13 protein-coding genes are annotated in these 14,113 nt (G+C 31.3%); all 13 read right to left on the bottom strand.

Features of this window, described 5'->3' with window-relative positions:
- Nucleotides 1-138: 138 nt before the first annotated feature.
- The 13 genes from HV819_RS04385 to trxA all read right to left on the bottom strand — a co-directional run bounded on the left by HV819_RS04385 (nt 139) and on the right by trxA (nt 14,110).
- Nucleotides 139-2,667: a ribonucleoside-diphosphate reductase subunit alpha gene (locus tag HV819_RS04385; protein ID WP_176269627.1), complete on the bottom strand. Its 2,529-nt coding sequence runs from the start codon at nt 2,665-2,667 to the stop codon at nt 139-141.
- A gap of 264 nt (nt 2,668-2,931) precedes the next feature.
- Nucleotides 2,932-3,405 (bottom strand): RDD family protein, encoded by a 474-nt coding sequence (locus HV819_RS04390; RefSeq protein ID WP_154539809.1) that lies wholly within the window; start codon nt 3,403-3,405, stop codon nt 2,932-2,934.
- 6 nt (nt 3,406-3,411) lie between these two features.
- Nucleotides 3,412-4,413: a signal peptide peptidase SppA gene (gene sppA, locus HV819_RS04395; protein WP_154539811.1), complete on the bottom strand. Its 1,002-nt coding sequence runs from the start codon at nt 4,411-4,413 to the stop codon at nt 3,412-3,414.
- 243 nt (nt 4,414-4,656) lie between these two features.
- On the bottom strand, nt 4,657-4,959 hold the full coding sequence (locus tag HV819_RS04400; RefSeq protein WP_176269628.1) for a hypothetical protein: 303 nt from the start codon (nt 4,957-4,959) through the stop codon (nt 4,657-4,659).
- Nucleotides 4,960-5,469: 510 nt separating this feature from the next.
- Entirely contained in the window at nt 5,470-6,909 is a 1,440-nt protein-coding gene (locus HV819_RS04405) for a PTS transporter subunit EIIC (RefSeq protein WP_176269629.1), read from the bottom strand.
- Entirely contained in the window at nt 6,906-7,784 is an 879-nt protein-coding gene (murQ, locus tag HV819_RS04410) for an N-acetylmuramic acid 6-phosphate etherase (protein WP_154539817.1), read from the bottom strand. The genes HV819_RS04405 and murQ overlap by 4 nt, the downstream gene beginning before the upstream one ends.
- Nucleotides 7,765-8,754, bottom strand: coding sequence for a MupG family TIM beta-alpha barrel fold protein (locus tag HV819_RS04415; RefSeq protein ID WP_176269631.1), 990 nt, complete (start codon nt 8,752-8,754; stop codon nt 7,765-7,767). Before HV819_RS04415 ends, murQ begins: the two co-directional genes overlap by 20 nt.
- The gene (locus tag HV819_RS04420; protein ID WP_176269632.1) at nt 8,741-9,052 is read right to left on the bottom strand and encodes a hypothetical protein; all 312 of its coding nucleotides are present in this window, start codon (nt 9,050-9,052) and stop codon (nt 8,741-8,743) included. The genes HV819_RS04415 and HV819_RS04420 overlap by 14 nt, the downstream gene beginning before the upstream one ends.
- A 168-nt stretch (nt 9,053-9,220) precedes the next feature.
- Nucleotides 9,221-10,057 carry a MurR/RpiR family transcriptional regulator gene (locus tag HV819_RS04425; protein ID WP_154539823.1) on the bottom strand — a complete coding sequence of 279 codons (837 nt, stop codon included), beginning with the start codon at nt 10,055-10,057 and terminating at the stop codon, nt 9,221-9,223.
- 47 nt (nt 10,058-10,104) lie between these two features.
- Complete coding sequence (gene ftsH, locus HV819_RS04430) at nt 10,105-12,117, bottom strand: ATP-dependent zinc metalloprotease FtsH (RefSeq protein WP_154539825.1); 2,013 nt, start codon at nt 12,115-12,117, stop codon at nt 10,105-10,107.
- Entirely contained in the window at nt 12,118-12,588 is a 471-nt protein-coding gene (locus tag HV819_RS04435; RefSeq protein ID WP_154539827.1) for a MarR family winged helix-turn-helix transcriptional regulator, read from the bottom strand.
- A 348-nt stretch (nt 12,589-12,936) separates the two neighbouring features.
- Entirely contained in the window at nt 12,937-13,800 is an 864-nt protein-coding gene (locus HV819_RS04440) for an NAD(P)/FAD-dependent oxidoreductase (protein ID WP_176269633.1), read from the bottom strand.
- Between the two features lies 1 nt (nt 13,801).
- Nucleotides 13,802-14,110: a thioredoxin gene (trxA, locus tag HV819_RS04445; protein ID WP_176269634.1), complete on the bottom strand. Its 309-nt coding sequence runs from the start codon at nt 14,108-14,110 to the stop codon at nt 13,802-13,804.
- Between the last annotated feature and the right edge of the window lie 3 nt (nt 14,111-14,113).

Here is a 14,113-nt window from a genome sequence, read left to right on the forward strand (position 1 = left end):
GGTAAAAATGTGGACTCTTAGGGAAGGAGAAACGAGGAAGAATAGTCCCCTTACTCCACCCTAAAAGCAAAGAATTAATTTTAAAATCTTATTATTCTTATACCAAAATATGTTTTTCTATATTTTTCTAAAATATATTTATGATGCACAGGACTCACAATCTTCAACCTCAAGAGACTTACCCCTTACATAATATAAAGACTTAACACCAGCCTCATAGGCTGTTAGATAAATATTTAAGATTTGTCTCATAGTATAGTCTGTAGTTATATAAATATTTACAGATTGACCTTGGTCAATATGTCTTTGCCTTATTCCACAAGCCTTCATAGATATATTTTGGTCTATGTTGTAGGCATTTTCATAAAGCCAAAAAGTCTTGGTGTTTAGTCCCGGAGCAACCCTAGGCACTATAGCGCCTTTTTTTTCTTCTAAGAAATACTTGTTCATAATTGGATCAACTCCTGGTGAAGTACCTGAAATAATAGAGGTTGAACCAGTTGGAGCTATGGCTAATAGATAGCCATTTCTTAAACCTGTTTCATGAACTTCTTTTTTAAGCTTTATCCATCTATCAGAATCATATCCTCTTGATGTAAAATAATCTCCATTATCCCAATCAGAACCTTTAAAAACCTTGTATGGTCCTTTTTCCTTAGCTATCTCATTACTTGCCTTTATAGCAAAATAATTAATATCCTCATAAACCCTATCTACAAAATCAAAGTGGGCTTCTTCCTCAGACCATTTAATATCATTTTTGACTAGCATATGATGGTAGCCACTTGTGCCAAGACCAATAGCCCTATATTTTTTGTTAGTAACTTTGGCATATGGGGTTGGGTAATAATTAAGGTCAATAACATTATCTAAAGCCCTAACTATAGTTGAAACAACTTCTTCAAGCTCAAGCTTATTATTTACATCAATATTTCCTAAAGTTAAACTTGCAAGGTTACACTCAACAAAATCTCCAGGCTTTGTTTTATTAACAATTACAATTTCTCCTTCTTCTGTAATAATTTCTTCAGAAACAGTCTCGGATGGACTCATATTTTGGGCAATCTCTGTACATAAGTTTGATGAATAAATCATACCTTGATGCTTATTTGGATTAGCCTTATTTACTGCATCCCTATTAAAGACAAAGGGGGTTCCTGTTTCAGTCCATGACTTGATTAATAATCTTATCATATCCTTTATAGATATAACTCTTTTAGAAATATCCTTATCTTCTACTAAGATTTTATAAAATTGCTCAAAGTCATCTCCATAGCTATCTTCTATAGATCTCCCATACTTTGTTAAAACTTCATGAGGATCAAACATATACCAGTCCCCATCTATATTATCCCTGCACTCTTTCCAGAATAAATCTGGTACACAAACTGCTGGAAAAATATCATGGGCTTTCATTCTATCATCCCCGTTATTTGTCCTAAGATTTAGAAATTCAGGTACATCCTTGTGCCATATATCTAAATAGCAAGCCACAGCCCCTTGCCTTACACCTAATTGATCAACGGCTACTGCAGTATCATTGGCAAGCTTTATCCACCTTATAACTCCACCTGCAACATTTTTAATACCTCTAATATCAGAACCTTGGGCCCTCACCTTACCAAAGTAAAGTCCCATACCACCACCGTGTTTAGAAACTTGGGCAAAATTTGTTATAGAGCGGTATATACCTTTTAAAGTATCTGGAACTGTATCTATAAAGCAGGATGAAAGTTGGTTAAAAGGCTTCCTAGCATTAGTCATAGTTGGAGTTGCCATAGTTGCTTTTAAGCTTGATAGGATATCATAAAGCTTTTTAGCAAAATGAACCTTGTTTTTTTCTCCGATAGCTAAGTGCATAGAAATCCCCATAAACATCTCTTGAACATTTTCTATATACTCATCATCATAAGTCTTAATCAGATATCTTTTTAAAACCAAGTCAAGACCTGAATAAGTAAAAAGCTTATTTCTTTCATAATTCAAATACTCTCCTAACTCCTCAAGCTCCTTATTAGTATAATTTTCTATTATATATTTACCATAAAGACCTTCTGCTGTTAGGAATTGGATTTTAGATCTGAAATCAACAATACCATACTTTTCTTCAGATAATTTAATCTTTTCATCTAAAAGGTGAATCATAAAGCGGGCTGCTATAAACTCCCAATCTGGACTTTCCTTACTTGTAAGCTCACTTGCAGCCTTAATTAGGGCATTTAAAAGACTTTCCTTGGTCATATTAGCTTTAGTAAAGGACTCAAACTTCATAAATAAAGAGTCAATTGGGTATCTTTGATTATCAAATTCTTTATTAATACTTCTTATTATTTTTAAAGTATAATCATCATCTATATATTTTTCAAAATCAGAAATAACTTTCCTATCCATGGTATGCTTGGCTCTATAAAGAATATAGGACTTAACTTCCTTGTAGAAGTTATTTTCAATAAGTTCAAGCTCAACCAAATCTTGAATTTCTTCAACTGTCACTATATGATCTGTTGGATACTTATCTTTAACAATTTTTCTAATATTTGAAGAAATCTTCTTTAACTTTTCATCACTTATGCTAGTACCCACAGACCTAAAAGACTTAAAAATCGCCCTTTGGATTTTCTCCTCTTCAAATTCTACAAGTGTACCATCTCTTTTTTTAACTTCCATATCTACCCCTAAATATTGTTATTTTTATGTTAATTCCACTATATATTGTGGTTTTTCATTTTCATACTAATAAATCATACCACAAGAAGTGTCTTAAAAAAAGGGTGAAACATAATTATATTATTATTAGAAATTTTTAAATTTGAGCAAAAAAATAAGACCTTCTTTCCATATACATTGAAAGATAAGGCCTAATTCTTTATTTCTTAGTCGCTTTTTACGCTTACTTATTTTATTATATTAAATCAAAAAACTTAACTTATCTTAATATTCAAATAAATAATCTACCACATCATCCTTGATAACAACAGTATCAGCCATTATATCAGCTAGAGATTGCTTATTTTGGTTAAATCCTATTATAAGATATAAAATCTTAAGGAAATTTTGGATATACCTTACAAAAACCTCCCTAATAAGGCAATCAAAAAAGCTTAACTTTTCATCATAAAGTGATATAACCCTTATCCCTACAACCATTTTACCCAAGGTTTGGCCATTATTAAGGTAAGTTAGGATAAAAAAGTAAAAAAGACTAATTACTGTTGTCATAAGTAATCTTACCTCAAGACCCATAAGGGTATACTCACTACTTACAGAAAAAATAGTAATGATAATACTTGCTATAGAGCTTGTTATAATTGAGTCGATAGTGAAGGCAACAAGTCTTATAAAAAAGCCTGCATAGGCAAATTTAGGTATAGAAATGGTCTTTTGAGTTTTTTCTACATTTTCCATAAAAGCCTACTTTCCATAATAATACATAGGTACAGGGGAATCTTTATCCATAAGGTCCTTTAAAATTGCAAGATCAGACTTGGAATCTTTTCCTATTAGTGCTTGTCCCTTTGATAAGAGTTTAGAAAATGGAGCCATCTCATCAGAATATTCATAGACTTGTGGATTATCAAGCTTATATTCTTTCTTCATATCAGCTAAGGCTGTATCAAAATTACCAATCTTATCAACTAGTCCATTTTCTAAGGCTTGTGCTCCATCATAAACCCTTCCATCAGCAAGCTTTCTTACATCATCCTCTTTCATAGACCTGCCTTGAGATACTAGCTTAATAAATCTATCAAATGAAGAATTAATAAGATCTTGGAAATATTTCTTTTGCTCATCAGTCATATCTTTTCCAGAACTTCCAGCATCTTTCATCTTACCAGTAGTAATATTTTGTTGCTTAATACCATACTTTTCAAAAAGTCCTTGAAAAGACATAGATGACATAATTACACCAATAGAGCCTGTAAGAGTTTCATTAGATGCGTATATTCTGTCAGTTGGAGCTGAAATATAATAACCTCCACTTGCAGCCATTGTTTCCATAACTGTGAAAACTGGTATTTTCTTATCTTTTTGGATTTCCTTTATCTTATTTGCAACTTGCTCTGAGTTATAAACTGCTCCTCCTGGAGAGTTAACCTTTAAGATGACCCCCCTTACAGTATCATCTTCCTTTACTTCTTTTAATCGCTCCATAACAGCATCATATACTGGACCATCTCCAATAGCACCCTTATAAGTTATTACTGCAATTTTTTTGGATGTATCAGAGCCCTCTATTATATTTTTGTTAGCAGTTGATGAAAATGGATTAAAAGATCCTAAATATTTTTGGGCTATCTTTTCACTTTCTTTTTCTGTTACTTCATTACTTTTAGTTTTAACAAGACTAGAAGCTACGAATAACAAAATAGCTATTGCTATTGCTATCCATTTTTTACCATTACTTTTTTTCATAAAATCTCCTTATTATAAAATATGAAATTCTTCCATTATAAGTATAATACACCAATATCAAAGATTCAAGGAAAATCAAAAAGCCTTTGCTTTTTGTATTAATATTGAGTACAATGAAAGAGCAAGACAATTATCGTTAACACTATGAGAAATTGTTTTTGTATAGTCTCTTAATTGAGACTATTTACATAGAGGATTTTTACCCAAAACTTAATTGTATATGGTAAAAGTCCATTTTTTATATTAATTTCTTCTATCAAGCTTTCTTTTAGTTTCTAAAATATTATTTGCAATAAGGGCAATTACCACAAAATAAAATTTATCATTTATATATCCTAAAAGTAGGAAATTAATTCCCAAAGCCAGCATCAATACTATGATAAGAGAAAGTAAATTTGCAATATAAGGGTGTTTTCTAATAAAATCTTCCCCTATAAATCCTACAAGAAAAATCTCCAAAAGAATAGATAAAATTAACACTACAAATATCTCTATAATTATAAAAATATAGGGATGACTTTGATGAAAATTTCTAATACTATGCATCCTTTCCTCCCTTTCTTAAATTTTATTTTTATACACTTGTATAACAATAAATAATATTTATTATATAATAAAAAATGCTTTGAGAAAATAGAAGGGTTAGAAAGATTATTTAAAAGTTAGACTAAATCTTTTTAAAGAGCCTAAACTGTATTAGACTCTTAAAAATAACTTTTAAAAAAGATATTTATCTATGACATAGATAAACTCAAGGTTTTGATAACTGAAGTATAACTAAAATAGAACAATATTTATTCTAATTATGTCTTAATGATAAATTATAAAGTAACATTTCTTTAAATATATATATATATCAAGAATTGAAGAAATATAGATTTAACTCAAGCAAACTTAATTTTGAAGTCTATTTTTGAAAAGCCCTATAAAATTTAAATTTCCTAGACATTATAACTATATTTATTAAAACACCCTCTTTACTGCCTTGTACAGTAAAGAGGGTAACTATCAGATTTAAGATTTTATTTTTATATTTTTTCAATTTTAATATATTTCCTACTTAAATTTAAATTCCTTACTTCCTGTAAGGTCTTCACCTTCTACATATTTTTTATCTATACCAAATAGGTAAGTTAGGATAAATCCTCCTATATAGGCTCCTAGAAGTCCAAGGATATATCCAAAAGCTCTTCCATTGTATATTAATGGAATCAATGCTAGTCCACTTGGTCCTATGGCTGTTGCACCTATATTTCCTATTGCTCCTATTATAGCTCCTCCAACTCCTCCACCAAGACATGCTGTGATGAAGGCTTTACCCATTGGAAGGGTTAAGGCATAAATTAGGGGTTCTCCAATACCAAGTATACCTACTGGAAGTCCTCCCTTAGCGATTTCTATTAGCTTTTTATTTTTTCTACATTTTACCAAAACTGCTATAGCCGCTCCAACTTGACCTGCTCCTGCCATGGCAAGAATTGGAAGAAGGTAAGTTGCACCTTGGCTTTCAATCATTGCTACATTGATAGGTGTTAAGATTTGATGAAGGCCAAGCATTACCATAGGTAGGAATACTGCACCAAGTATAAATCCTGAGAAAGCTCCTCCTAGCTTTATTACTCCATTTATTACTCCTATAAGTCCATTTGATATAAGACCTGCTATAGGCATTATAATAAACATTGTAAGTATACCTGTTAAAAGAAGTGAAATTGTTGGTACAAGAATAATATCAAGAGCATCTGGTATAACTTTTCTTAGGTTCTTTTCTATTTTAACTAAGATAAATACAGCAAGTATTACCCCTATAACTCCACCTTGTCCAGGTAGAAGTGGTGAGTTTAAGAAGATATTTTTTAAAGGCTTATCTGGATTCATTGCAGATAAGTAAATCATGCCTCCTATTACTCCACCAAGTCCTTCATTACCCCTAAATACTTTTGCAGCATTTATACCAATAAATACATTAAGATATCCATAGAGTCCTGTCTTTATTATATTTAAGACTTGAAGTATTGATACATATGTTTCTCCGCTCACACTTCCTGCAGTTATCAAATTTTGTAAGACTGAGGCTATACCACCAATAAGACCTGCACCTACAAAGGCTGGTATTAGTGGAACAAAAATCGATGCTATTGTTGCAGTAAAGGACTTAAAAGCAGAATCTTTTTGTCCTTGTTTCACTTTCTCTTTATTCTCCCTAGTTCTTATATCTATTTCACTTTCCTCAGTGAATGTAGCTGCTGTAAGATTTGCCATCTCACGAGCTATCTTTTCGCTTTTTCCAGGCCCTGTTACTACTTGGATTTGATCACCTTTTACAAGACCCATAATCCCATCAAGCTCTTCAATCTTTTCAAAAGAAACCTTTTCTTGATCCTTTACTTTTACTCTTACCCTTGTCATACAATTTATGACTTCAACTAAGTTATCTTCTCCTCCAAAATAGCTTACTAATTTTTGGGCAATAATTTTATTTTTATCATCTGTCATTGTATCCCCCTTCTTAAAAATCCATCATTTTCTTTTAAAATATTTAAAGCTTCATCTCTTTTTATATCCTTAAGTCCCATAAGTATGGCACACTTAACAGAATTTTGTGACTCGTTTAAAAGTTTTTCCGCCCTTTTTTCATCAACTTCACACACTTCTTTTATAATGGATATGGCCCTTTTTCTAAGCTTCTTATTTGATACTCTTACATCTACCATGAGGTTATCATATACCTTTCCTATCCTAACCATAGCCGTTGTGGAAATTATATTGAGAACCATTTTTGTAGCAGTTCCTGCCTTCATTCTTGTAGAGCCTGTAAGAATTTCACTTCCTGTATCTACTTCTATAGGACAGTCTGCATACTTTGAAATTAAGGAGTCTAGATTACAAGATAAAGAGCCTGTGCTTGCTCCAATCTCTCTTGCATATTTTAATGCCCCTATAACATAGGGAGTTCTTCCGGAACTTGCTATTCCTACTAGCATATCTTCTTTAGTAAATTGATTTTTTATAAGATCCAATTTTCCCATTTCTTCATTATCTTCTGCATTTTCTACAGGATTTCTTAATGCCTTATCACCCCCTGCAATTATTCCGTTTATAAGATTTGGATTTACTGAAAAGGTAGGTAAGGCTTCACTTGCATCAAGAACTCCTAGTCTTCCACTTGTACCTGCTCCTATATAAAAAAGCCTACCACCCCTGTTAAGTACTCTTACAAGCTCATCAACAAGTTTTTCTATCTCACCTATTTTTTGACCTACCTTTTTTGCTATTGATTGATCTTCCTTGTTAATTATTTCAATAATTTCTCTTGTAGATTTCAAATCAAGATCTTTTGAATTAATATTTCTATTTTCTGTTGATGGCAATCCTATCATCTCCTTTTATTAAATCAAGTATAGCTAGATGCTCTTTACAAACTCTTCCTATGACATTTCTAGAATTACTAAGTCCCAAATCAAGCCTTGCTATCTCTAGCTCTCCAGAATATCTTCCCGAATTCTTATTAAGGATAAGAAAATCTCCCTCTCTTATATAATTATTTGAAACTTCATTAATAAATTTATAAGTTCTCTCATTTCTTATAATATATTTGCTTATATCACTTCTTACCTTAAATTCATTAATTTCATATCCCTTTTTTAAGTATAGATCAAGATTAATAATCCCTTTCTTTTCAAAAACTTCAATATATCCTTTGTTCTTCATACTTAAACCTTCAGATAATACTAAATTATTAATCTTATAAAATCTTTTAAGCTTAAGATATGAATAATAAGGGTCTTTAAACCTATCCTCTTCAAGGCTTGGAAGAGATTTATACAAGGGTCCTCTAAAGTCTTTATCTCCTTGAAAAAATGCAAATAAATCAAGTCCAAATTTCTCCAATACTTTATTTTTTTCTATAAAATCATCCTCTCCCAGTCCAGAAAATTCTAAAGGATAGTAATTGTGCCAAGCAGAAATGTTAGAAAAATTTCCTCCAAGCTCTTTAATTGCTTCAAGTGTTTCACGTGAAACACTTGAAGCATTTATAGCTATCCTATTATTCTTAGATAAGTTCACTATTTTTTCTTTGTCGAAACCGAAATCAAGTCTTAATATAAGTCCCATTCTCAAAAGCTCTGGGTAGTGTTTCAAAATTTCTCCATTAATATCAAGGCAAATATCAATCTTAAGAGAATCTGCCAAAGATTTTAAAAAGATAAGTTTTTTCATATTCCTATCATCTACTGGGTAATGCATAGAAGTAAAAAGAATATCAAAATTTTTAAACTCATTTATTTTCTCTTCTATATAATTTTCATCTTGATTAAGATATAGACTAAATCCCAACATTTTTTAACCTTCTTAGCATAAGAGTTGATGAAATTATAGCAATAAATAAGCTAGCAATAGAAGATATTCCAGTTTTTGGATTGTTTTTTTCTTTTATTATCCTACTTATCATTTCCTTGTAGCCACTATTTTCTACATTTTTTGTACTTATCTTATCAGCTATATTTAATGATTTATCTTCTTTATCATCCTTTGACTCTATCACTATTTCTTCTTGATTTTCTTTTAGCGTATCATCAGCTAGGGAATTTGTTGGTATTAACAATAAGGCTAAAGCTAATAATATAAGCTTTTTCATTTATACCTCCTTTGATGGCACATTAATATAGGAATTATATAAGTTAAACTTTTAATCTTATTAAATATTCTAAAATATATTAGACTATTGTTTGAAAAGCTTTTCATTTTCTATATTATAAAACACTTGAAAATTTATTTCAAGTGTTTTTGTTTATTTTTGAAATAATTATTTAAGTTTATCAGTTAAGTCCTTACTTATTTTAAGGCTTTCATTTACATTTTCGTAATTTTTAGCTATATAGGTGAAAAATAGAATATCTGTAATTATAAAAGATGAGAATCTTGAGGTAATTGCCCCATATCTTATTTCTTTTTCACTTGATGGAATTTTTAGAATTATGTCTGATAGGTCTTTTATTTTTGATTTTTCAGACTTTGTTATGGCTATAACCCTAGCATTATTTTCTTTTGCAAATTTCACTGCTTCTAATACTTCTTTTGTTTTAGCATTATAGGAGATTGCTATAAGGATATCACCCTTTTTTATATGGCTTATGGCTGAAAGATTTGTGTGAGCATCTTTTTCATAAAAAACATTTGCACCTGCCCTAAGGAGTTTATAGTAGAAATCTTCACATATAAGTCCAGATCCTGCAACTCCACAAAGGTAAATCCTACTTGCCATATTGATTAAATTTCCTGCCTTTTCTATATTTTTTTCATCTATTATAGCATAGGTTTTTTCTAATGTCTTTTGGATATTTGCTCTAGATTTATCTATTATTTCACTGATCTTATCATCCTTTTTTATTTCATCTTCTATATATTCATTCTTGCTTTCAAAAGATTTTGCTATCGAAACTTTCATATCTACAAAGGACTTATAGCCTATTTTTTTGACAAATCGTGTTACCGCAGACTGAGAAGTTTTTGTATTTTTAGCAAGGTCTATGGATGATTCGTTTATTATCTTATCTTTATTTTTAAGTATATAGTCTGCTATAAGTTTATCTTTTTGAGTGAAATTTTCTTTTTTATCTTTTATTCTTATTAAATATTCCATATATTCCTCATTTTATTAATAAAAAAGACCCCTAGAAGGGGTCTTATCTACTCATCTTTTTTGGAGTCATCTTCACTTGAACCAAGTTCTATTGGCTTATTATCTTCTTCATTTTTTTCTTCTACAATTTTTTCTTCGTCTTTTGTGCTTATTTCATCACTTGAATTTTCATTTGTAGACTCTTTTTCTTCAATTTCTTCTTTTACTTTGACTTCTACAGGTTTTTTATTTAGAATTTCCATAAATTGTTCACCTGTTATAGTCTCTTCTTTAAGAAGGAAGTCTGATATTTCGTGAAGTTTGTCTAGGTTATCTTTTAAGATTTCTATAGCTCTCATGTGGGCTTGAGATATGATGTGGATTACTTTCTCATCAATTTTATCTCCAGTACCACTAGATACTATAAGTGAGTGTTCTCCACCTAGGTATCTTCCAGTTGTTCTTTCAAGTTGGACAAAATCAAAATCATCGTCCATACCATATTGGGTTACCATGGCTCTTGCAATTTGGGTAGCTCTTTCTATATCATTGCTTGCCCCAGTAGTTTTAGTATTAAAGATAAGTTCTTCTGCACTTCTACCACCTGCAAAGGTAACTATTTCATCAAATAGTTCTTTTTTGGTCATTATATATTTCTCATCACGATCAACACTCATGGTATAACCTAAGGCCCCTGATGTTCTTGGAACTATGGTTATCTTGGTTACTGGTTTCTTTTGGGTTTGAATAGCTGTAACTAAGGCATGTCCTACTTCATGGTAGGCTATAATCTTCTTTTGGTCATCGCTTATTACAGCATTTTTCTTTTGTGCACCTGCTATTACAGTTTCTATACTTTCTTCAAGGTCAACTTGTGTAAGTTTTTTCCTACCTTCTCTTACAGCTCTAAGCGCACCTTCATTTACTATATTTGCAAGGTCTGCACCAGAAGTTCCTGCCGTTCTTCTTGCAATTTCTTCATAGTCTATGTCATCTTCTCTTTTAACATTTTTTGCATGAACTATTAAGATGTCCTTTCTACCATTTAAATCTGGTAGCTCAACTCTTACTTGTCTATCAAATCTTCCAGGTCTTGTAAGAGCTGGGTCAAGGATTTCAGGCCTATTTGTTGCAGATAAAAGTACTACTCCCTCAGCTGCATCAAATCCATCCATTTCGTTTAGAAGTTGGTTAAGGGTTTGTTCACGTTCATCATTTCCACTAAAACCTGATGTATCCCTTCTCTTACCTATGGCATCTATCTCATCTATAAAGACGATACATGGAGCCTTTTCCTTAGCTTGTTTAAAAAGATCTCTTACCTTACTTGCTCCCATACCTACAAACATCTCAACGAATTCTGAGCCTGAAATTGAGAAAAATGGTACATTAGCCTCACCTGCTACAGCTTTTGCTAAAAGTGTCTTACCTGTTCCTGGAGGACCTACTAAAAGCACGCCTTTTGGAAGAACTGCCCCTATATCCCTATATTTTTGTGGTTCATGTAAGAAATCTACGACTTCATTAAGGCTATCTTTTGCCTCTTCTTGGCCTGCTACATCTTTGAAAGTTTTTCCCGTCTTATTTTCCATGTAGACTTTAGCATTTGACTTACCAAAGTTCATGAAGTCTCCGCCACCTCGGCCTCCCATAGTCTTTGATAGAGACCTGTTAGCCATATAGAAAATTAAAAGCAAGAATATAAGAGGCAAAATAGATGTTATAAACAGGGTGAGCCATGGACTCATTTTTGTTTCTATCTCTTTCGTAAATGTTAGGTTCTTATTATTCTTAGCCTTATCAAGTAATCTTTCTGTAAGGTTAGTATCTGGCCATAAACCTGTGGTGAAAGTTTTTTTGTCACCATCAACCATAGCTGTGAAGGTATAGTTATAATCATCTTTGGTAACTTCTCTTACTTGGTCATTGTCTATCATTTGGACAAATTGGTTGTAAGTTACCTCCTTTGGCTTCTCTCCCATTGTAATAGGATTAAGCATGTATCTTATTACTAGAAAGGCAACTATGGCTATAATCCAATAGTAGACCAATGGCCTATTGCCTTTTTTATTTGATAGCATCTATAAACCACTCCTTATAATATAATCATCTAGTAAGCTATCTAAAGATTCTAATTCATTAATGATTGTCTTTAAGTTAGTGTTGATATTTGACTCATCAACCTCTGGTTTTATTTTATCAAAATACTCACTTACCTTATCAGCTGCATCAACACCTTTTTGGGTAAGCTTAACATTTACAACTCTTTCATCTTCATCTGATCTATTTCTATCAACAAATCCTTGCTTTTCAAGTTTCTTGCAAATATTTGATATATTTCCACCATTTACACCTATACTTTTTCCAAGATTACCTATTGATACTGAATCTTCAGATGCAGATAAGGTCATAATCATCTTAAGTTGTAGGGTTGTTACTCCTAGATCTGTTGCTGTTTCTTGTAATAGTAAATCTATCTTGTGTGATATTTCTCTAATCATAGAGAATATAGAATTATTAAATTCAAAAAAATCAATGTGTCTGTCTGTCATATAAACCTCCATAAATTATAGACCTATATTTAATATAGGAGATAAGTATTCTCCACTATTATTTTACATATATTGTAATAAATTTCAAGTATTTAGAAAGAATATTTTTAATACATACTTTAATTGTGAATTAATTATGTTCTTTGATAAAAAACACCTATTATTATCTTTAAAAAAACTAATGGGGTTGTTGCTTAATGAATTAATCTTTATCATATAATTACAAATCCCTCCACAACAATTTTACTCTATTGTATAAAGCTTTGTTTTTAAGATTCTAGAAGTAACTTGCAATTATATAAAGATATAAATTCGTAATTTTACAACACCCCACTAATAGTTTCACTGTCATTTTGTTTCACGTGAAACATTTCTTATATATGAGCTTGCATTAAGTCCTGCTACTTGACCTTCACCGCAGGCTTTGTTTATTTGGTAAGGCTTACCTGTTATGTCACCACAGGCAAAAAGCCCCCTTATATTTGTCTTCATATCTTTATCCACCAAGATATGTTTTTCATCCATTTTTACAGATGGTACTAAGTTTTTAGGCTTAGATGATGATTTTATTATAAAAAATCCATCAGCCCTGATTTTACTACCATCACTAAGCTCAAGACTTTCAGCCTTTATTAGGCCATCAAATTTTAAAGGCCTTTCATCTACAATATTTATATTAGATGAAAGTTTTATATTTTTTTTGTACATATTTATAAAGGTCGTATTTTTAGCTACTTTATTTATAAATTCTACTTCTTCTATTGACTCTTCATTGTAGCCTATAACTACAACATCACGCCCCTTATATAAAGAAGCATCACAGGTTGCACAATAAGATATACCCTTTGCAAAAAACTTATCTTCACCTTCTATAGCTTTACCCATGTCTATACCTGTAGCTATAATGCAGGCTTTTGATTTTAGCATTTCATCTCCAAAATCTACTGCAAAGTAGTCTCCCATAGCGTAAACCGCCTTAATTTTTTTATCTTTTATATCTATATCATAGTATTTAATTTGCTCTAGGAATCTTTGATATAGGTCATCTCCCTTTATATCCTTAAATCCTAGGTAATTTTTTATGGATGGACTTTTTGAAAGAGCTTTGGAATCTTTCCCAATGACTAAAACCTTGTTTTTTCTAATTGCAGCATTAAGGGCTGCAGATAATCCTGCAGGCCCTTTACCTACTACTATTAAATCATAATCCATATTATTTAAGTTTTTCTACTTCTTCAAGTATAACTTCTTTAGCTTGGAAGCCTACTAGGGTGTTTTTTAATGTACCCTTTTTGAAAAGCATCATTGATGGGACTGCATTTACATTATATCTTCCAGCAAGTTCTGGACTTTGGTCTACATCTACTGAATATATATCAAAGTCTACTTCAGATTCTAATTCTTCAAGTATTGGTTTTTGCATCTTGCATGGTCCACACCATGTAGCTGAAAAATCTACTAAGACTATTCCTTCATTTTCTAGTACATGAGTATCAAACTCTTGAGTATTTAATTCTTTCATTTT

The sequence above is a fragment of the Anaerococcus faecalis genome (genome assembly GCF_013371425.1).
Lineage (GTDB): Bacteria > Bacillota > Clostridia > Tissierellales > Peptoniphilaceae > Anaerococcus > Anaerococcus porci.

Excerpts from the sequence above, each read along its gene's own strand:
- HV819_RS04420 (WP_176269632.1), bottom strand. The coding sequence starts at position 9,052 with ATGAAAAAGCTTATATTATTAGCTTTAGCCTTATTGTTAATACCAACA.
- HV819_RS04385 (WP_176269627.1), bottom strand. The coding sequence starts at position 2,667 with ATGGAAGTTAAAAAAAGAGATGGTACACTTGTAGAATTTGAAGAGGAG.
- HV819_RS04435 (WP_154539827.1), bottom strand. The coding sequence starts at position 12,588 with ATGACAGACAGACACATTGATTTTTTTGAATTTAATAATTCTATATTC.
- HV819_RS04390 (WP_154539809.1), bottom strand. The coding sequence starts at position 3,405 with ATGGAAAATGTAGAAAAAACTCAAAAGACCATTTCTATACCTAAATTT.
- trxA (WP_176269634.1), bottom strand. The coding sequence starts at position 14,110 with ATGAAAGAATTAAATACTCAAGAGTTTGATACTCATGTACTAGAAAAT.
- ftsH (WP_154539825.1), bottom strand. The coding sequence starts at position 12,117 with ATGCTATCAAATAAAAAAGGCAATAGGCCATTGGTCTACTATTGGATT.
- HV819_RS04440 (WP_176269633.1), bottom strand. The coding sequence starts at position 13,800 with ATGGATTATGATTTAATAGTAGTAGGTAAAGGGCCTGCAGGATTATCT.
- sppA (WP_154539811.1), bottom strand. The coding sequence starts at position 4,413 with ATGAAAAAAAGTAATGGTAAAAAATGGATAGCAATAGCAATAGCTATT.
- HV819_RS04415 (WP_176269631.1), bottom strand. The coding sequence starts at position 8,754 with ATGTTGGGATTTAGTCTATATCTTAATCAAGATGAAAATTATATAGAA.
- HV819_RS04400 (WP_176269628.1), bottom strand. The coding sequence starts at position 4,959 with ATGCATAGTATTAGAAATTTTCATCAAAGTCATCCCTATATTTTTATA.
- HV819_RS04425 (WP_154539823.1), bottom strand. The coding sequence starts at position 10,057 with ATGGAATATTTAATAAGAATAAAAGATAAAAAAGAAAATTTCACTCAA.
- HV819_RS04405 (WP_176269629.1), bottom strand. The coding sequence starts at position 6,909 with ATGACAGATGATAAAAATAAAATTATTGCCCAAAAATTAGTAAGCTAT.